This window comes from Caballeronia sp. AZ7_KS35 (assembly GCF_023631045.1).
Classification (GTDB): Bacteria; Pseudomonadota; Gammaproteobacteria; order Burkholderiales; family Burkholderiaceae; genus Caballeronia; species Caballeronia zhejiangensis.
Window position 1 is genome coordinate 973619 of the sequence record NZ_JALQDV010000001.1, and the last position, 18488, is coordinate 992106.

Sequence of the window (18488 nt, forward strand, 5' to 3'; positions counted from 1 at the left end):
GCGCCGCCTGCGTCGAACATCGGCGAAAAGGCGCGCGCGAGGCGGCACGAACCCATTCGCATTGCTCAATGGCCATCACCCTCAAGACACCCGCCGACATCGAAAAGTTGCGCATCTCCGGCCGCATGGCCGCCGAAGTCCTCGCGATGATCGGCGAATACGTCCGCCCGGGCGTCACCACCGACGAACTCGACGCCATCTGCAATCGCTTCATCGTCAACGAACTGAAGGCCGTGCCCGCGAACGTCGGCTACATGGGCTTTCCGAAAACGATCTGCACGTCGGTGAATCACGTCGTATGCCACGGCATTCCGGGGGCGAAGGAACTGAAGGAAGGCGACATCATCAACATCGATGTCGCGATCATCAAGGACGGCTACTACGGCGACACGAGCCGCATGTACTACGCCGGCACACCGAGCGAGCAGGCGCGCCGCCTCACCGAAACCACCTACGAAGCGATGGTCGCCGGCATGCGCGAAGTGCGTCCCGGCGCGACGCTCGGCGACGTCGGCGCGGCGATTCAAAGCGTCGCGCATCGGGAAGGCTTCTCGGTGGTGCGCGAGTATTGCGGACACGGCATCGGCCGCGTGTATCACGAAGATCCGCAAGTGTTGCATTACGGTCAGCGTGGCGCGGGCCTGCGTCTGAAGCCGGGCCTCGTCTTCACGATCGAGCCGATGATCAACGCGGGCCGCGCCGGCACGCAGCAGTCGCGCGACGGCTGGACCGTGACGACGAAGGACCGCTCGTTGTCCGCGCAGTGGGAGCACATGGTCGCCGTGACCGACGACGGCTTCGAAGTGCTCACGCCGTGGCCGGATGGCACGGGCAGCTATGCAGCGCCATGAGCGCGCGTTCGCCATGCCGTGTGCGTTGTAAAGCACTTTCCCGGATTTAGGAATTGACGGGTTCGCCCGTTCGGTTGAAGCTATGCCGATGGCCCGAGCGCCGGACCGGCCGACAGAGCCGCACGCGTATCCCGCCTGAAAGCCAGAGAGAAATTGTCCGCATGAGCGCCCGCATGAGTCCCTCACTGACCGTCAGCCGCATCGCCGCGCAACAAGGTTCGGTCTTGCGCGAGCTTCGCACGGCATCGCTGCGCGAAGCGCCATACGCATTCGGCGAAACGCTGGAAGATGCGCTGCTCGTCGATCCGTCGTCGTTCGACGACACCGCGTCGCTGCATGCGAGTTCGCCCCGGCTCGCGACGTTTCTGCTCTACACCGAAGGCCATCCTTGCGGTCTCGTGCACGCGTACATCGAAGAGGCGCCGAACGAGCGCGCATTCGTGAGCGCGCTGTGGGTCGCGCCGGCCGTGCGGCATCTGCGTGGCGGCGAACTGCTCGTGAACGTCGCGTCGCGATGGCTCGCGCAGCAAGGCGTCGCAGAGGTGCATGCGTGGATATCCGAGGAGAACCGCACCGCGGTGCGCTTCTACGAGCGCCTCGGCTTCGGTCCCACCGGCGATCGTCGCGCGATGCCGTCTCACGAGCAAGAAGCCGAGTCGCTCTTCGTGCGCCACATGCATCCCGAAGAGGACGACTGAGGCGCCTCCGCTTCGGCTTCGTCTTCGCTTCACGCATGTTCGTCGTGCGCGTTCGTCGCACGCACTTCTCGTTTCCGATAGCTGAAATCGGTCCTAAAAATTATGGCCGTGTGCGACAACGCCTGTAAAATACGCAAAATTTTTGGCCGTTCTTATGTCGCTCAACAAAACGCCCTTCTTCGAACTGCGCAGCGGCTCCGTCGACACGCTTCTCTTCGTCGTCAAGACTCCCGACCTCGATGCCCTGCGCACTGAACTCACGCGGCGCTTCGAAGCGACTCCCGAATTTTTCGCAGGCGATGTCGTCGCCATCGACGTGCGCCGTCTCGCCGAAGGCGAACGTGTCGCGCTTGCCGATCTGGAAAAGGTGCTGAGAGACGTCCGCATGCGTCCGATCGGCATCGTCGCGCTGCCCGAGCAGACGTGGGCGATTCAATGGGCGAACGCGGGCGGCCTGCCTGTTCTCGAAGCACGTGACCGGCGCGGCGCGCCCAAGCCCTCCGTCGACGAAGCGAAGCCCAACACCGAAGCTGCCGCGGTGATCGAAGCCGCGGTCGCGAACACGCCGCCGCCGCCCGCGCTGCCGGCGCCGGCGACCATCATCGATCGTCCGCTGCGCTCGGGGCAGCAGGTCTATGCGAAGGGCGATCTCATCGTCCTCGGGCTCGTGTCGTACGGGGCCGAAGTGATCGCCGAAGGCAATATCCATATCTATGCGCCGTTGCGAGGCCGCGCGCTCGCGGGCGTGCACGGCAATCTCGACGCGCGCATCTTCTGCACCTGTCTCGAGCCGGAACTCATCTCCATCGCGGGCATCTATCGGACGACCGAGAACCCGCTGCCGGCCGACGTGCTCAGCAAGCCGGTGCAGATCTGGCTGAACGAAGAAAAACTGATGATCGAACCGCTGCGTCTGACCTGACGGGTTGCATCGATTCGCGCGCCCGATGCCCTTGGCGCGCGCTCGCAGGCAACGCAAGCGGACTTATTGACGAACACAAGGTACTTGTATGGCAAAAATCATTGTGGTGACCTCGGGAAAGGGCGGCGTCGGCAAGACGACCACCAGCGCGAGCTTCGCATCGGCGCTCGCATTGCGCGGCCACAAGACGGCCGTGATCGACTTCGACGTCGGTCTGCGCAATCTCGACCTCATCATGGGTTGCGAACGCCGCGTCGTGTACGACCTGATCAACGTCATCCAGGGCGAAGCGAATCTGCATCAGGCGCTCATCAAGGACAAGAAGTGCGAGAACCTCTACATCCTGCCGGCATCGCAAACGCGCGATAAAGACGCGCTGACTCTCGAAGGCGTCGAGAAGGTCATCAACGAGCTGATCAAGATGGACTTCGAGTACATCGTCTGCGATTCGCCGGCGGGCATCGAATCCGGCGCGCTGATGGCAATGCACTTCGCCGACGAAGCGCTCATCGTGACGAATCCGGAAGTGTCGTCCGTGCGCGATTCGGACCGCATTCTGGGCATTCTGTCGTCGAAGACCAAGCGCGCGATCGAAGGCAAGGAACCGGTCAAGGAACATCTGCTCATCACGCGCTACAACCCGAAGCGCGTAAGCGAGGGCGAAATGCTGTCGCTCTCCGACATCCAGGAAATCCTGCGCATCGATCTGATCGGCGTGATTCCGGAATCGGAAGCGGTGCTGCACGCATCGAACCAGGGTTTGCCGGCCGTGCATCTCGATGGCACGGATGTCGCGGAATCGTACAAGGACGTGGTGTCGCGATTCCTCGGCGAGGAAAAGGCGCTGCGCTTCACCGATTATCAGAAGCCCGGTTTGCTGCAACGCATCTTCGGCACCAAGTAAGGGGACGCAATGTCGATTCTTTCGTTTTTGCTGGGCGAGAAGAAGAAGTCCGCTACGGTCGCGAAGGAACGCTTGCAGTTGATCATTGCGCACGAGCGCGCGGGTGGCAAAGCCGCCGCCGATTATCTGCCGGCGTTGCAACGGGAACTGGTTGCCGTGATTTCGAAGTACGTGAAGATTTCCGATGACGATATTCGAGTCAGCCTCGAACGTCAGGACGATCTCGAAGTGCTGGAAGTGAAGATCGAAATTCCGCAGGCGTGATGCCGCGTGCGGCGCGTGCTTGCGCGCCGCGTTTATCGAAAGAGCCAGAGTCTCGGGATTCTGGCTCTTTTGCTTGGCGCGTTATCGTTTGCGCGTGTCATTTCGACGCCGCCGATGCGCGGTCGATCAGCGTTTTCCGGGGCCAGAAAAAAGAACAGGCGCGAGGCTTTCGCCGGGCGCCCAAGAAACGCTCCCGCCATAAGCAGGAGCGGAGAGGAGATGAGAGCCGTGCGTTAGGTTCGACGAGCGATCCGACGAACGGCATTACCTGCTCAGAGTGCCCGCGCGGGGGAAAGTTCAACCGATTTGAAATTTTTCTGTAGGTCCGGCGTCTGATGCCGGCGCGCGCGGCTCAGGCGGTCAGCACTTCGAAGGCGAGCACGGCCAGGATCGCGCCGACATTCGCGATGACGGCTTCGACGAGCACGCCTCGCCATGTCGCCGGTCGGAACTTGATCGCGAGCAGCAACGCGGTCGAAAGCGCGATGGCGATCATCGCGACGAGATGAGCGCTCTCAACATGAATACGCATGCCCGGCCTCCTTCTGGTTCGCGGCACAAGTTTTCCGCGCATCGTTTTTGTCAAACTTGTTTCGAGTATAGGCAGCGGCATATTTACTGGAAAGCGGACAAAAAAGTCATTTTGCCGCCAGCTTGCCGACTGGCACCGAGTGTTAATTTAAATACTCGTTGATTAAGGGAATTTTCCTTTCGGAGCAGGTACAAACCGCGTATGTGCGCCAGCCCGTCCGGCGGCGCGCCCAAACCGCAGGTCCGTGGAGCATTCGCCAGATGACTTCCCCGACGACACGTTCTCTCGAAGTCGATTTCTTTCGAGGAATCGTGCTGCTCATTATCGCGGTCGACCATATAACGGGAAGCGTGCTATCGCGCTTTACGCTGCACCAGTATGCGTTTTGCGATTCCGCCGAAGTTTTCGTGTTTCTCGGAGGTTATGCGTCGGCGGCGGCTTATACGGCGCTTGCGACTCGCCGTAGCGATTCAGCCGCCCGCCGACGCTTTTTCAAACGCAGTTGGGAAATTTATCGCGCGTATCTGTTCACGGCGTTTCTGATGCTGGTCGGCGGCGCGATCCTGATGGCGCTTCAAGTCGACACGCCGATGGTCCAGTACACCGAGTGGCCGAACTTTCTCACGCGGCCGTTCGGCCTTGCGGTCGATATCGTGCTGTTGCGTCAGCAGCCGTATCTGTCGGCGGTTTTGCCGATGTATTCGGTGTTCGCGCTCGCAGTCCCGGCGATCGTGCCGCTCGCGCAGAGGAAACCCGTCATCGCCATATTCGGCAGCCTGCTTGTGTGGCTCGCGGCCATGCCGCTGCTGCGCTTCCTGCCGGGCACATACGGCGAAGCGTGGTCGTTCAATCCGTTCGCGTGGCAGTTGATGTTCATGACCGGCGTGCTCGCGCGCGTGCAGCCGATCAGCGACGAATTCCACGCCGGCCGATTCGCGCGCTGGCTGACCGCCGGGGCGATCGCGCTGGCGCTGACCTTCGCGTTCGCCAAGCTCTTCCTCGAAACGCAGGCGCCGCCGGGATACATGAAGCAGAATCTCGCGACGCTGCGCATCGTGAGCTTCGCCGCCATCGCGTGGATCGTCGCGCGCGGCGTGTATGCGGGCTGGGTCGGCAAGCTCGCACGCAGGCTGCCGGGCGTCGTCACGATCGGCCAGCAGGGGCTCGTGTGCTTCATCGCGGGCACATGCGTGTCGCTCGTGCTCGATTCGGCGCTGCGCGCGATGGGCGTGCTCGGGCTCGGGCGGTATCCGTCGCACTGGATTCTGGGGCTGATCGCCGATGGCATCGCCATCGTCGGCCTGCTTGCGCTCGCGCGCTTCTGGGCGGATCGGAAGGCGGCGAAAGCGGCGCGTGCGAAGAGCGTCGAGCGGCCGGCGCCGCGTATGCCCGTCATCGAGGGCAGGCCGGTCCCGGCGCACGCCACGAGCCGGCGCGATCGCTGAGCGCGCCGGTTTCTCTCGTGCTTACTCCAGCGTGATGTGGCGCGTCTCGCGCATGCACAGCACGGCGATCAAACTCACCGCCGCAGCCGCCGACACATATCCGCCGACCCACGCGAGCCCGCCGCGATTGGCGAGCAATTGCGCGATGTACGGCGCCACCGATGCGCCCAGAATCCCGCCGAGGTTGTACGCGACGCCCGCGCCCGTGTAACGCACGTTGGTCGGGAAGAGCTCGGGCAGGAGCGCGCCCATCGGTGCGAACGTGACGCCCATCAGGAAGAGCTCGATCGTCAGGAAGAGCGCGACCTGGATCGTGTCGCCGCTGCCGAGGAGCGGAGCCATCGCGAAGCCGGAGAGGATCGCCAGCAGACAGCCGACGATCAGCACCGGCTTGCGTCCGAAACGGTCGCTCGCGATCGCGGAGATCGGCGTGGCGAGCGCCATGAACACCACGGCGAGGCACAGAAGGCCGAGGAAGGTCTCGCGCGCGAAATGCAGTTTGGCCACGCCGTACGACAGCGAAAACACCGTCGAGATATAGAAGAGCGTGTAGCAGACGACCATCGCGAACGCGCCGAGCAGCGTCGGCACGAGATGCCGCCCGAGCAGCGTCGCGACCGGCACCTTGACGCGTTCTTCGCGCTCGACGGCCGCGCGGAACGCCGGCGTTTCCGCGATCTTCAGGCGCACGTACAGGCCGAGCGCGACCAGCACCGCGCTCACGATGAACGGCACGCGCCAGCCCCAGCTGCGGAATTGCTCATCGGAGAGCGAGAGCGCGAGACCGAAGAACAGACCGTTCGACGCGAGAAAGCCGATCGACGGCCCGAGCTGCGGAAACATGCCGAAGAGACCGCGTTTGCCCTTCGGTGCGTATTCGGTCGCGAGCAGCGCCGCGCCGCCCCATTCGCCGCCCAGCCCAATGCCTTGGCCGAACCGCAGGATGCACAGGAGGATCGGGGCCGCGCTGCCGATCGAATCGTAGCCGGGCACGAAGCCGATGAGCGTCGTCGAGAGGCCCATCACGAGCAGCGAGGCGACGAGCGTCGATTTGCGGCCGATGCGATCGCCGAAGTGTCCGAAGATGAACGAGCCGATAGGCCGCGCGAAGAACGCGATGCCGAAGGTGACGAACGCCGAGAGCGCCTGCGCGGCGGGCGAGTCGTGCGGAAAGAACACCGGTCCGATGACGAGCGCGGCGGCGGTCGCGTAGACATAGAAGTCGTAGAACTCGATCGCGGTGCCGATGAAGCTCGCGAAAATCACGCGGGAAGCGCTTTGGGATCCGTCGCCGGGCTTTGCGGCGGAAAGCGAGGGTGAGGCCATGTTGTCTCCGTTGTCGTGTTGCCTTGGTGCGAAGCATTGTCGCGCGCATCGCCGGGCAAGAGCGATCGGAATGACGAACGATGTCGTCGTCCGGCGCGCGTCAGCTTTTTGTAGGGATTGCGATGCAATGGCGGGAAGCCAGGGTTGGACGGCGCGTGAGTGGCGCGCGGTGTCGCGGCGCAGTTCGGCTGCGCTCGGGCGCTACGCCGGACGCGCGGGGTGAGCGCGAGGCGCAGGCCACGCCGGAAGCGGGTCCGGCCGGGGTGCAAAAAATTATAACGAGCGTGCCGGCGGAGCGCCAATCAATCGATGGTCGTGGCTTGCGGCGAATGGGACGTCTGTAGCTGGAACTGGCCGTTGTCGTTGAACATCCAGCCTTCGAAAAGCTCCAGTTGGCCGTTGCCGTTCAAAAGGCGCGCGGGCGGCGCGGGCAGCGGCGATGCGCGGCGCAGCGAGGCGAGCGCGGTGGCTTCGGCTTCGTCATCGCCGTTGGTGCGATACACCGACGATTCGACGAGCCGCCCGCCGCGATCCACCGTAAACGACACGAGCACGAACGAGCGCAGCATCGCTTGCGGCGTGCCCTTCAGCACGAGCGACGGATTGCGCTCGAAGATGCGCTGCGCGATGCGCGCCTTGTACTCGTCGAGCGTTTGACCGGAGACGGCCGGCGCGGGCGCGCGCGCAGCCACGACGCTGGGGGGCGGGGTGATCGTGCAGGCGCTCATCGCCGACGCAAGGACGAGCGCGGCGGCGGTACGGCGAAAACGTGACGCGGACATCGCAACAATGGCGGGATGGCGTTACTTAAATGGTAGTCGCTGCAAAGGCCGTCAGCGAACCGAATTCGTGCGCCCGGACGCATTCAGGCGCGCAGTTTGCTGCCGATGCTTTCATTCGAAAGCACTTTAAGGAGGGCGCCATGAACAGCGAGACCAACCGTCCGGAAGACGGAAAGACGGCCGAGCACAGCGACAACGAGAAAAGCAAGCTGCCCGAGCGCGATGACGACAACCGCAAGCAAGGTCCGAACGACAGGCCGGGCAAGCAGTCGGGTGAGGGCGAGGCGCCGGTCGGCTGAGTCGTGCATGGCGTGTGCGGTATCGGCGGCGCGGTGCTAATGTGGAAAGGGGATGTCCCCGGATTTCGGGAGAATGCCATGACACGCAAGAACGATCCTGCACCGTCGGGCGCGCCCGCAAGGAAGCAGCAACCGGCTTCCGCGGCGCATTCGAAGAGCGAATCGCAACGCGCCGCGCCCAAACAGGACGCTGCGAAGGCGGAGCCGGTTCCGCACGTCCGGCCGCCCGTCAGATCCGATGACAATTGAGCGTTCGGTTTCGATTATTCGGTGTAGGGCTTGACGAGTTCGGCGCAGCGCATCGGCGCGGCAGATCTGACCGCGCCGGTTTCGGCCGCGCGCGTTTCCACGCAGCGGTAGAGGCTATTGTTTTTCTGAAGCACGTAGGTGTCTTCGGGAAGGCCGGAGTTGCGCGCGGCCACGCTCGTTACCGCGACGATCCCATATCCGTTTTGAATCAGGTCGAAGAGCGTTGTTTCGGTCGCGCGCCATTGCGCGTTTGGCTGAGGCTGGGCATGCGCCGACAGGCTCACGGCGGCGATGCAGCCGACGAGGATGGGCATGATGCGGCCTGACTTCATGGGCGACTCTCCGCGTTGTGATCGATGAGGCGGTTAGATGGCGTTATGTCCGTAGTGTTCACGTCGATTGTTTCTCGGGGCGTGGCATCGGACGAAAAAAAGCCTCGCGAGTGCGAGGCCCAAGTCCAACCTTTCCCATTGAAGACCTCCTTCGAATCGAGCATGGGGGGAACTCGGAAGGAGGCAGAAGGGAAGATACGTGGCTCCGGAGACGTCGGATAGGCGTTTTGTCTGAAATTGATGGTTCAGGATAGCGAAGCAACGGGCCAGCCTTGGCGCGTTCGAGCGCGTCGCGAAAACGCAGCGGCAAAAGACAAAGCCCCGTAAGCGTTTGAACTTACGAGGCTTGATTTGATCTGGCGGAGGCGGTGAGATTCGAACTCACGGAAGGATCGCTCCTTCGCCGGTTTTCAAGACCGGTGCCTTAAACCGCTCGGCCACACCTCCAGCAAGGCGCGTATTGTAGCGCAACTCGCAGCCGCGCAGGAACGCTCATCCTTCGAGCGATTTCGTCGCCTTGAGCGCGGGAAAAAGGCGCATCCACAACAGCGCGACGACAATCGTGCCGATTCCGCCGATCAGCACCGCCGGCACCGCGCCGAGCAGTCCCGCGGTCATCCCCGATTCGAACTCGCCGAGCTGATTCGACGTGCCGATGAACAGCGAATTGATCGCGCCGACGCGTCCGCGCATTTCGTCGGGCGTCTGCAACTGCACGAGCGACATCCGCACGACGACGCTGATCACATCCGACGCGCCCAGCGCCGCCAGCGCAATCAGCGACACGTAGATATTGCGCGACAGTCCGAAGACGATCGTCGCGATTCCGAACGCGATCACCCCGCCGAACAGCGCATTGCCCGCGCGCTGCCGCAGCGGAAAATGCGCGAGCCAGATCGATCCGGCCAGCGCGCCGGCCGCGGGCGCCGCGCGCAGAACGCCGAGTCCCCACGGTCCGGTATGCAGGATGTCGCGCGCGTAGACCGGCAGGAGCGCGGTCGCGCCGCCGAGCAACACGGCGAAAAGATCGAGCGACAGCGCGCCCAGAATCACCGGCTTGCTGCGAATGAAACCGATACCCGAAAAGAGCGCTTCGAACGAGAGCGGCGCGCGCATACGCACGGCTTCGTCGATTCTGATCGCGGCCACGGCGCACGCCGCGACGAGAAACGCGACGCTCACCGCGCCGTACACGGTCAGCGCGCCGAACCCGTAGAGCACGCCGCCCATCGCGGGACCCAGGATCTGCGCCGTCTGATTCGCCGACGTCGACCACGCGCTCGCATGCTGCAACTGATTGCGGGCGACGAGATTGGGCAAGAGCGCGGCCATCGACGGCGATTCGAACGCGCGCGCCGCACCCGTCACGGCGGCGATCGCGTAGATCGGCGCGACATCGTGCCAGCCGTGCCACGCGCCGAGACACAGCACGAGCGCGGCGATGCCCTCGATCGACTGGCACACGTACGCGATCACGCGTCTGTCGTAACGGTCCGCAACGTGCCCGACGACGAGCGTCAGCACGAACATCGGCAGGAATTGCGCGAGGCCGACGAGACCGAGCGCGTAGGCGCTATGCGTGATCGAATAAACCTGCCATCCGATCGCGACCGACATCATCTGAAACGCCACCGACGACATCACCCGAGCGCTCCAGAAAAGCGCGAACGGGCGATGCCGCATCACCGAGTTCGGCGCCATCGTCGGCGCGCTCAATTGTGCGGATCCTTCAAGAACAGTTCCTGGAGATCGTTGAGAAAGCGTTGGCCGAGTTCGGTCGGCGCAATGCGTTCGATGTCGCGCGTGATGAGCCCGCGTTTTTCCGCTTCGGCGAGCGCCGGCTCGATCGCGGACAGCGCCAGTCCCGTGCGCTCGACGAACGAATGCACCGGAAAGCCTTCGACGAGCCTAAGCGTGTTCAGCATGAACTCGAACGGCAGATCGCGCGGACCGACTTCGCGTTCTTCCTGGATCGCGGTTTCGGCCGGCGAAAGCGCGTGATCCATATAGCTCGAAGGATGCTTGAAGCGCGCCTGACGCAGAATCTTGGACGGAAACGACAGCTTCGTATGCGCGCCCGCGCCGATGCCGAGGTAATCGCCGAAGCGCCAGTAGTTCAGGTTATGCCTGCTCTGACGGTGCGGCTTCGCATACGCCGACACTTCGTAGCGCGCGTAACCGGCCTCGCGCGTGCGCTCGTGGATCCAGTCCTGCATGTCGGCGGAAGCGTCGTCGTCGGGGAGCGCGGGCGGGTATTTGGCGAAGACCGTGTTCGGCTCCATCGTCAGGTGATACAGCGACAGATGCGGCGGCGCGAACGAGATGGCCGTCTCGATATCGTGCTTGCACTCGTCGAGCGATTGCTGCGGCAGCGCGAACATCAGATCGAGATTGAAGTTGTCGAAGTGCTTCGCGGCGATCTCGACGGCTTTTTTCGCCTGCATCGCATCGTGAATGCGGCCGAGCGCCTTCAGATGCGCCTCGTTGAAACTCTGAATGCCGATCGACAAACGATTCACGCCGCTCGCGCGAAACGACGCGAACTTGGCCGCCTCGAACGTGCCGGGATTCGCTTCGAGCGTGATTTCGGCGTCGGCATCGATGGGCAGCAGCGCGCGCGCATCGGAGAGAAGGCGGTCCAGCCCTTTCGCCGATAACAGCGATGGCGTGCCGCCGCCGATGAAAATCGTATGCACCTGCCGTCCCCACACGAGCGGCAGCGCGCTTTCGAGATCGGCGCGCAGGGCATCGAGATAACGTTCTTCGGGAAACGTGTCGTCCTTCCACTCGTGCGAGTTGAAGTCGCAGTACGGACACTTGCGCACGCACCACGGGAAATGCACGTACAGCGAAAGCGGCGGCAGCGACGTCAGCCGGATGCTTCCCGGCGACGTGAACGCCTGCACGATGTTGATCGTCTTCGGTCCGGCGCTCACGCAAGTTCCTTCAGTCGTTGCAGTAACTCGCGCAACGCGAGCGCGCGATGGCTGAGCGCGTTCTTGCGCGCGGGATCGAGTTCGGCGGCGGTCGCATCGAGCGTCGGCAGGAAGAAGTGCGGATCGTAGCCGAAGCCATTTGCGCCGCGCGGCGCATCGATCACTTCGCCATGCCAGCGGCCTTCCGCGATGAGCGGCTCGGGATCGTCCGCGTGACGCACGAGCACGAGCACGCAGAAGTAGTAAGCGCGGCGATCCGTGTGCTGAGCGAGGTCGGCGACGAGCTTCGCGTTGTTCGCGGCATCGCTTTTGGCGCCGCCGCTCATCGACGCATAGCGCGCCGAATACACGCCCGGCGCGCCGTTGAGCGCGCGCACGCAAAGGCCGGAATCGTCGGCGAGCGCGGGCAGGCCGGTGAACGTCGCGGCGTGCCGCGCCTTCGCCAGCGCGTTCTCGACGAAGGTCGGGTGCGGTTCGGGCGCTTCGGGCACGCCGAGTTCGCCCTGCGCGATCAGTTCGATGCCCGCCGCATCCAGCAGCGATGCGAATTCGCGCAGCTTGCCCGCATTGTTCGATGCGAGCACGACGCGCCCAAGACCATTGACGTCAGACACCGCGAATCCCCAGTGCTTCCTTCTGCTTCAGGATCAGCGCCTTGATGCCGCTGTCGGCGAGCGCGATCAGCTCGTTCATCTCGTCGCGCGTGAAGGGCGCGCCTTCCGCCGTGCCCTGCACTTCGACGAAGCCGCCCGCGCCCGTCATCACGACGTTCATGTCGGTATCGCATTGCGAGTCTTCGTCGTAGTCGAGATCGAGCACGGGCGAGCCTGCGAAGATGCCGACCGAAATCGCCGCGACGAAATCCTTCACCGGCGACTTCGCGATCCTGCCCGACGCGAGCAGTTTGCCGACCGCATCGTGCGCGGCGACGAACGCGCCCGTGATGCTCGCCGTGCGCGTGCCGCCATCGGCCTGAATGACGTCGCAATCGATATGCAGCGTGCGCGCGCCGAGCGCGTCCAGATCGAACACCGAGCGCAATGCGCGGCCGATCAGCCGCTGAATCTCCTGCGTGCGGCCCGTCTGCTTGCCGCGCGCGGCTTCGCGGTCGCTGCGCGTGTGCGTCGCGCGCGGCAGCATGCCGTATTCCGCGGTGAGCCAGCCTTGCTCCCGGCCGCGCAGAAACTCGGGCACGCGCTCGGCGATGCTCGCCGTGCAGATCACCTTGGTATCGCCGAATTCGACGAGCACCGAGCCTTCCGCGTGCTTCGTGTAATGCCGCGTGATGCGTACGTCGCGCAGCTGATTCGCACGGCGGCCGCTCGGACGCGGGGGAGAAGGCTTGAGCAGGGGAGAGTCGGTCATGGATGTCGGAAGAAGAGTGTGGAACCAGCAAACCCAGCGATTTTATCGTCATTCACTTTCAGGCGTTGCGCGTGCGCCATGCGCGCCGGTCCGCCGTCCGGGCGGCTTTCGCGGTAAAAATGGGATAATGCGGGTTCCTCGCCCGGCGGCCCAACGCAGGCCACTCACAGGCACTTTCGACAGCGCCGGGCGTTTCGTATCGAATGGGTCTTCGCAACGAAGGCTCTCTATCGCGAGACGTACCATGATCTACAGCATGACAGGCTATGCCAGCGCGACGCGCGAAGTCGTCGCGGATGGCGCGGGACCCGATGGCGCGGGCGGTTCGGGCGTCGGTGTATCGGTGGAATTGCGCACGGTGAATTCGCGCTTTCTCGACCTGAACTTCCGCATGCCCGAAGACGTGCGCGCGACCGAGCCGCAATTGCGCGAAATGCTGATGACCAAGCTCTCGCGCGGCAAGGTCGATATCCGCATCAACCTGAATCGCGTCGAGCAGACGGCAAACGCGGGCGCGCTCAATCGCGACGCGCTCACGCAGCTCGCCGCGCTCGAACGCGCCGTGCTCGATATCTTCCCCGACGCCGAGCGCATGCGTACCGGCGAAATCCTGCGCTGGCCCGGCGTGCTCGCGGAAAGCTCGGTGTCGCAGGAAACGTTGCGTGAGGCCGTGCTCGCGTGCGGCAAGCAGGCGATCGCCGATCTCATCGAAGTGCGGGCGCGCGAAGGCGCGGCGCTCGGCAAAGTGCTGATCGACAACGTGACGGAGATGGAAACGATCGTCGCGCGCATCACGCCGCTCGTGCCGGAACTCATCGCGAAGCATCAGCAGAAAATTGTCGAGCGGCTGCAGGACGCGCTCGGCATCGCGACGACCGAAGGCGGCGGCGCGGTCACGACGAGCGTGCCGCGCGAGGAAATCGCCGAGCGTATCCGCCAGGAAGTGACGATGTACGGCATTCGCATCGACATCGCGGAAGAATTGCAGCGTCTCACCGCGCATCTGAACGAAACGCGCCATGTGCTGCAAAAGGGCGGCAAGGTCGGCAAGCGTCTCGACTTCATGATGCAGGAGCTCAACCGCGAAGCGAACACGCTCGGCTCGAAGGCCGCCGCGAAGGAACTCGCCGACGCATCGATGACGCTGAAACTGCTCATCGAGCAGATGCGCGAGCAAGTACAGAATCTGGAGTAACGCAACATCATGCCGAATACCACGCATCGCTCGCACAGCCATTACACGGGCATCTATCCGGGCAACCTGTTCATGGTCGTAGCGCCCTCGGGCGCGGGCAAGTCCACGCTCGTGAACGCGCTGCTCGCCGAGGACAAGGACATTCTGCTGTCGGTTTCGTACACGACGCGCGAGGCGCGCTCGAAGGAAACCAATGGCGTGCAGTATCACTTCGTGTCCGTCGATGAATTCATGGAGCGGCGCGACAAGGGCGAGTTTCTCGAAAGCGCCGAAGTGCACGGCAACTACTACGCGACATCGAAGCTGTGGATCGCGGAGCAGATGAAGCAGGGCCATGACGTGCTGCTGGAAATCGACTGGCAGGGCGCGCAGCAGGTTAAGAAGCAGTTCCGCAATGCGGTGGAGATTTTCATTCTGCCGCCGTCGCTCGATGCGCTCGAAGACCGCCTCAAGAAACGTGGCCAGGATTCCGAAAAAGTGATCGTGCGGCGTCTGCTCGCGGCCGGCAGCGAGATGGCGCATGCATCGGAAGCGGAGTATGTCGTCATCAACGAGAACTTCGATCGCGCGCTTAACGAACTGCGCTGTCTCGTCGCCGCGACGCGCCTGCGCTTCACGTCGCAATACGCACGCAACACGCAGCTTTTCGTGGACCTCGGCATCCACTCCACGCCGCAAGCGTGACGCATTGCAGTGGCCGGGTCGATCGGTCACATAAGGTAGAATAAAACCCATATTCCGAAGGAAACAAACATGGCCCGCATCACTGTCGAAGACTGCCTGAAACAAATCCCGAATCGCTTCGAGCTCGCGCTTGCGGCAACGTATCGCGCGCGCCAGCTCGCACAAGGCCACACGCCGAAGATCGAAAGCCGCGACAAGCCGACCGTCGTCGCGCTGCGCGAGATCGCCGCGGGCCAGGTTGGCATCGAAATGTTGAAGAAGGTGCCCGTCTAAGGGCCGCAGTTCCACACGGTTTCATTTTTTGCAACCGACAACCCAGCGCGTCACATCACCACGGAGGGGAAGATGAGTCAGACACCGTTGCCCATCTCCACCGCCGTGGATCCCGATATCGAAGTCGACGCCGACTCGATGCTCGATGCCGAAAAGCCGCACGCGGCGCGCAAGTACATCGACGCGGTTCTCGAACAATCCTTCCGCCATCTGTTCGGGCCGACCGCCACGCCGGAGCAGCCGCGCAAGCACGACGTCGTTTCCATCGCGAAACTCACGAACGCGCTCGCGAGCTACATCACTCCGGAAGAGATCAAGGAAGTCAAGGCGGCTTTCCACTTCAGCGACGAAGCGCACCTCGGCCAGTATCGGCAGAGCGGCGAGCCGTACATCACGCATCCGGTCGCGGTCGCGGAAATTTGCGCGGGCTGGAAGCTCGATGCGCAATCGATCATGGCGGCGCTGCTGCATGACGTGATCGAAGACCAGGGCGTGACCAAGACCGAAATCGCGGAGCGCTTCGGCGCCAAGGTCGCGGAACTGGTCGACGGCTTGTCCAAGCTGGACAAGATGGAATTCCGCAATCGCGAGGAAGCGCAGGCGGAAAACTTCCGCAAGATGCTGCTCGCGATGGCGCGCGACGTGCGCGTCATTCTCGTCAAGCTCGCGGACCGGCTGCACAACATGCGCACGCTCGGCGCGGTGCCGCCGGAAAAGCGCAGGCGCGTCGCGCGCGAGACGCTGGATATCTATGCGCCGATCGCGCATCGGCTCGGTCTGAACAATACGTATCGCGAGTTGCAGGATTTGTCGTTCGCGAACTTCAATCCGAATCGTTACGCGACGCTCGAAAAAGCGGTGAAAGCGGCGCGCGGCAACCGGCGCGAAGTGGTCGGCAAGATTCTCGAAGCGGTGCAGCGCACCATCGCGGATGCGAAGATCAACGCGGAAGTCACCGGCCGCGAAAAAACGATCTACAGCATCTACAAGAAGATGCGCGACAAGCAGTTGTCGTTCTCGCAGGTGCTCGATGTGTACGGCTTTCGGGTCGTCGTCGAGGGCGCGCTCGAATGCTATACGTGCATCGGCGCGCTGCATGCGCTCTACAAGCCCGTGCCGGGCAAATTCAAGGACTACATCGCCATTCCGAAGGTGAACGGCTATCAATCCTTGCACACGACGCTGGTCGGCCCGTTCGGCGCGCCGATCGAGTTCCAGATCCGCACGCGCAAGATGCACGAGATCGCCGAGGCGGGCGTCGCGGCGCATTGGCTCTACAAGAACGGCGGCGCCGATCTGAACGACGTGCAGAAGCGCGCGCATCAATGGCTCAAGTCGCTGCTGGACATTCAGAGCGAGGCGGGCGACTCGAGCGAGTTCCTCGAACACGTCAAGATCGACCTGTTCCCGGACGCCGTCTACGTGTTCACGCCGAAGTCGAAGATCATGCCGCTGCCGCGCGGCGCGACGGCGCTCGACTTCGCGTATTCGATTCACAGCGACCTGGGCAACCAGTGCGTCGCGGTGAAGATCAACAACGAACTGCTGCCGCTTCGCACGGAGTTGAAGAGCGGTGACATCGTCGAGGTGATCACCGCACCGTACTCGAAGCCGAATCCCGCGTGGCTCGGCTTCGTGCGCACCGGCAAGGCGCGCTCGGCCATCCGTCACTATCTGAAGACGATGCGACTGAACGAGTCGGTCCAGTTGGGCGAGCGGCTCGTCGATCAGAGTCTCAAGGGTTACGGTCTCGCGCTATCCGACGTCACGCCGGAAGTATGGGAAAAGCTCGTGCTTTGGACCGGCAACAAGACGCGTCAGGAAATCTTCGCCGATATCGGTCTCGGCCGGCGCGTGGCGGCGGTCATGGCCAAGCGCATCGAGGTGCTGATGAACGGCATCGCCGATGACGAAGATCACCCGCATCGCGAGCATCACAACACGAATACCGCGCCGCCGGTCGTCATCACGGGTACGGAAGGCATGTCGGTGCAACTGTCACCGTGCTGCCGACCGATTCCGGGCGACGACATCATGGGCTATATCGGCATCGGACTCGGCATGGCCATCCATACGACCGAATGCCGCGTGGCGCAGCGCATCCATCGGCGCGATCCGGGCCGCTGGATCGACGTCGCGTGGGCGCCGCAGCCGGGCCGTCTGTTCGACGTCGCCGTCAAGGTGCTCGTGAAGAACACGAAGGGCGTGTTCGCGCGCGTCGCGGCGGACATCACGTCGGCGGACGCGAACATCGTGCATATCGCGATGGACGAAGACGTGTCGCAGGAAGCGAAGCTGCTGCGCTTCGTGATCCAGGTGAGCGACCGCGTGCATCTGGCGAACGTCATGCGCCGCGTGCGCACCAATCCGGACGTGATGCGCATCGCGCGCGAGCGTCCGAGCGACGAACCGCATCACCGCAATCAGGACGGCGGCATGCGCATCGACCGCGAGCGCGCCGACTACTGACGCGGCGCGGGTATGCGGCGTGCATGCCTGTCGTCGTTCGACGAACAGGAGAGAGCGCCGTAATGAACACATCCGATCTCGAAGGCGCCACGCTCGACTATTGGGTCGCGCGCGGGCTGCACGAATTCATCCGGGAAATCCACTTCACCGATAGCGGCGAGACGCTGTCCATTCGCGGCAACGATCGCGGCAAGCCCTGGGACGGGCGTTTCCTGCCATCGACGTCATGGGATGCAGCGGCCGTGGTTCTGGAGCGCGCCTGCAAGCTCGAGATGCACGATCACGGGCGCGGGGAAGTGGTCTGCACCGTCACGTTCGGCAAGGACGGCAAACCCGTGGAAGGGCGCGGCGCGTCGCTACGCATCGCCTTGCTGCGGGCGTTCGTGCGGCATGCTTTCGGCGATGCCGTCGACGACGAATTCCCGCGCCGTTCTCAGACGCTGCTCGGCGCGCGGGCTGAGGCGATCGGGGAGTCGAGCGCGGTGGCTTCGGTGGAGGATGTGCCGAGGCCGGACCTGGGTATCGGCGATATCGGCTCGGTGCCGCGACAGTAGATTGCGCGCTACGGTCGGGACAAACAAAAAGGGCCTTCCGTCTGGAAGGCCCTTCGAAAGATGGCGCGGCTGGCAGGATTCGAACCCACGACCCCTTGGTTCGTAGCCAAGTACTCTATCCAACTGAGCTACAGCCGCACGCAAAACGGTACAACACTATGTTACTTCAACGCGCTAATGGTTAAGCGCTTGATGACCTCGTCAGAGCGAGAACATCCGAAAAGGTGGCGCGGCTGGCAGGATTCGAACCCACGACCCCTTGGTTCGTAGCCAAGTACTCTATCCAACTGAGCTACAGCCGCACGCAGAAGCGGAATTATAGCCAAGCCTATTCTGAAAAGGAAGGGGTTTTGGCCAGAATTTCGAATTTTCGGTCGATGCGCCTCCGACGAAAGATGGCCTCGACGT

21 protein-coding genes and 3 tRNA genes are annotated in these 18488 nt (G+C 63.4%); 13 read left to right on the forward strand and 11 right to left on the reverse strand.

The window, feature by feature from the left end:
- Positions 1-68: 68 nt before the first annotated feature.
- From map to minE, 5 genes are all read left to right on the forward strand, one after another.
- Complete coding sequence (map, locus tag NCT05_RS04615; RefSeq protein ID WP_008350964.1) at positions 69-851, forward strand: type I methionyl aminopeptidase; 783 nt, start codon at positions 69-71, stop codon at positions 849-851.
- A gap of 173 nt (positions 852-1024) precedes the next feature.
- The gene (locus NCT05_RS04620; protein ID WP_008350962.1) at positions 1025-1549 is read left to right on the forward strand and encodes a GNAT family N-acetyltransferase; all 525 of its coding nucleotides are present in this window, start codon (positions 1025-1027) and stop codon (positions 1547-1549) included.
- Positions 1550-1703: 154 nt separating this feature from the next.
- Positions 1704-2471, forward strand: coding sequence for a septum site-determining protein MinC (gene minC, locus NCT05_RS04625; RefSeq protein ID WP_008350959.1), 768 nt, complete (start codon positions 1704-1706; stop codon positions 2469-2471).
- Between the two features lie 88 nt (positions 2472-2559).
- Positions 2560-3375, forward strand: coding sequence for a septum site-determining protein MinD (minD, locus tag NCT05_RS04630; protein ID WP_008350957.1), 816 nt, complete (start codon positions 2560-2562; stop codon positions 3373-3375).
- Between the two features lie 9 nt (positions 3376-3384).
- A complete protein-coding gene (gene minE, locus NCT05_RS04635) occupies positions 3385-3639 on the forward strand; it encodes a cell division topological specificity factor MinE (RefSeq protein ID WP_008350955.1) in 255 nt (84 codons plus the stop codon).
- 352 nt (positions 3640-3991) lie between these two features.
- On the opposite strand, the gene NCT05_RS04640 is transcribed toward minE, so the two are convergent.
- The gene (locus NCT05_RS04640; RefSeq protein WP_034471375.1) at positions 3992-4171 is read right to left on the reverse strand and encodes a hypothetical protein; all 180 of its coding nucleotides are present in this window, start codon (positions 4169-4171) and stop codon (positions 3992-3994) included.
- A gap of 311 nt (positions 4172-4482) precedes the next feature.
- Between NCT05_RS04640 and opgC the strand changes: the two genes are divergently transcribed.
- Positions 4483-5616 (forward strand): OpgC domain-containing protein, encoded by a 1134-nt coding sequence (gene opgC, locus NCT05_RS04645; protein ID WP_502801771.1) that lies wholly within the window; start codon positions 4483-4485, stop codon positions 5614-5616.
- 21 nt (positions 5617-5637) lie between these two features.
- Here the strand turns inward: opgC and NCT05_RS04650 are convergent, their stop codons facing one another.
- Together NCT05_RS04650 and NCT05_RS04655 are read right to left on the reverse strand one after the other, a co-directional pair.
- A complete protein-coding gene (locus NCT05_RS04650; RefSeq protein WP_034471371.1) occupies positions 5638-6942 on the reverse strand; it encodes an MFS transporter in 1305 nt (434 codons plus the stop codon).
- Between the two features lie 302 nt (positions 6943-7244).
- Positions 7245-7724 carry a TonB family protein gene (locus NCT05_RS04655; protein WP_008350950.1) on the reverse strand — a complete coding sequence of 160 codons (480 nt, stop codon included), beginning with the start codon at positions 7722-7724 and terminating at the stop codon, positions 7245-7247.
- A gap of 140 nt (positions 7725-7864) precedes the next feature.
- On the opposite strand from NCT05_RS04655, the gene NCT05_RS04660 reads away from it, so the two are divergent.
- Both NCT05_RS04660 and NCT05_RS04665 read left to right on the forward strand, forming a co-directional pair.
- Complete coding sequence (locus NCT05_RS04660; RefSeq protein WP_008350949.1) at positions 7865-8023, forward strand: hypothetical protein; 159 nt, start codon at positions 7865-7867, stop codon at positions 8021-8023.
- Positions 8024-8101: 78 nt separating this feature from the next.
- Complete coding sequence (locus NCT05_RS04665; RefSeq protein ID WP_160172884.1) at positions 8102-8272, forward strand: hypothetical protein; 171 nt, start codon at positions 8102-8104, stop codon at positions 8270-8272.
- Between the two features lie 14 nt (positions 8273-8286).
- Here the strand turns inward: NCT05_RS04665 and NCT05_RS04670 are convergent, their stop codons facing one another.
- From NCT05_RS04670 to rph, 6 genes are all read right to left on the reverse strand, one after another.
- A complete protein-coding gene (locus NCT05_RS04670; protein WP_034471367.1) occupies positions 8287-8604 on the reverse strand; it encodes a hypothetical protein in 318 nt (105 codons plus the stop codon).
- Positions 8605-8961: 357 nt separating this feature from the next.
- Positions 8962-9051: transfer RNA gene (locus NCT05_RS04675), tRNA-Ser, on the reverse strand.
- A gap of 45 nt (positions 9052-9096) precedes the next feature.
- Positions 9097-10305, reverse strand: a complete 1209-nt coding sequence (locus tag NCT05_RS04680) for an MFS transporter (protein ID WP_175981895.1) — start codon at positions 10303-10305, stop codon at positions 9097-9099.
- An 11-nt stretch (positions 10306-10316) separates the two neighbouring features.
- Complete coding sequence (gene hemW / locus NCT05_RS04685; RefSeq protein WP_008350946.1) at positions 10317-11540, reverse strand: radical SAM family heme chaperone HemW; 1224 nt, start codon at positions 11538-11540, stop codon at positions 10317-10319.
- Positions 11537-12154: an RdgB/HAM1 family non-canonical purine NTP pyrophosphatase gene (gene rdgB / locus NCT05_RS04690; RefSeq protein WP_008350944.1), complete on the reverse strand. Its 618-nt coding sequence runs from the start codon at positions 12152-12154 to the stop codon at positions 11537-11539. The genes hemW and rdgB overlap by 4 nt, the downstream gene beginning before the upstream one ends.
- Positions 12147-12905, reverse strand: a complete 759-nt coding sequence (gene rph / locus NCT05_RS04695) for a ribonuclease PH (RefSeq protein WP_008350941.1) — start codon at positions 12903-12905, stop codon at positions 12147-12149. Before rph ends, rdgB begins: the two co-directional genes overlap by 8 nt.
- A 244-nt stretch (positions 12906-13149) precedes the next feature.
- On the opposite strand from rph, the gene NCT05_RS04700 reads away from it, so the two are divergent.
- The 5 genes from NCT05_RS04700 to NCT05_RS04720 all read left to right on the forward strand — a co-directional run bounded on the left by NCT05_RS04700 (position 13150) and on the right by NCT05_RS04720 (position 18080).
- On the forward strand, positions 13150-14100 hold the full coding sequence (locus NCT05_RS04700) for a YicC/YloC family endoribonuclease (RefSeq protein ID WP_250434147.1): 951 nt from the start codon (positions 13150-13152) through the stop codon (positions 14098-14100).
- A gap of 9 nt (positions 14101-14109) precedes the next feature.
- On the forward strand, positions 14110-14784 hold the full coding sequence (gene gmk, locus NCT05_RS04705; protein WP_008350937.1) for a guanylate kinase: 675 nt from the start codon (positions 14110-14112) through the stop codon (positions 14782-14784).
- A gap of 69 nt (positions 14785-14853) precedes the next feature.
- Complete coding sequence (gene rpoZ / locus NCT05_RS04710; protein WP_006999799.1) at positions 14854-15057, forward strand: DNA-directed RNA polymerase subunit omega; 204 nt, start codon at positions 14854-14856, stop codon at positions 15055-15057.
- A 72-nt stretch (positions 15058-15129) separates the two neighbouring features.
- A complete protein-coding gene (locus tag NCT05_RS04715; RefSeq protein ID WP_008350928.1) occupies positions 15130-17526 on the forward strand; it encodes a RelA/SpoT family protein in 2397 nt (798 codons plus the stop codon).
- Positions 17527-17588: 62 nt separating this feature from the next.
- Positions 17589-18080: a phage protein NinX family protein gene (locus tag NCT05_RS04720; RefSeq protein WP_008350926.1), complete on the forward strand. Its 492-nt coding sequence runs from the start codon at positions 17589-17591 to the stop codon at positions 18078-18080.
- A gap of 61 nt (positions 18081-18141) precedes the next feature.
- Here NCT05_RS04720 and NCT05_RS04725 read toward each other — a convergent pair.
- Together NCT05_RS04725 and NCT05_RS04730 are read right to left on the reverse strand one after the other, a co-directional pair.
- A tRNA-Arg gene (locus NCT05_RS04725) sits at positions 18142-18218 on the reverse strand.
- Positions 18219-18305: 87 nt separating this feature from the next.
- Positions 18306-18382: transfer RNA gene (locus NCT05_RS04730), tRNA-Arg, on the reverse strand.
- Between the last annotated feature and the right edge of the window lie 106 nt (positions 18383-18488).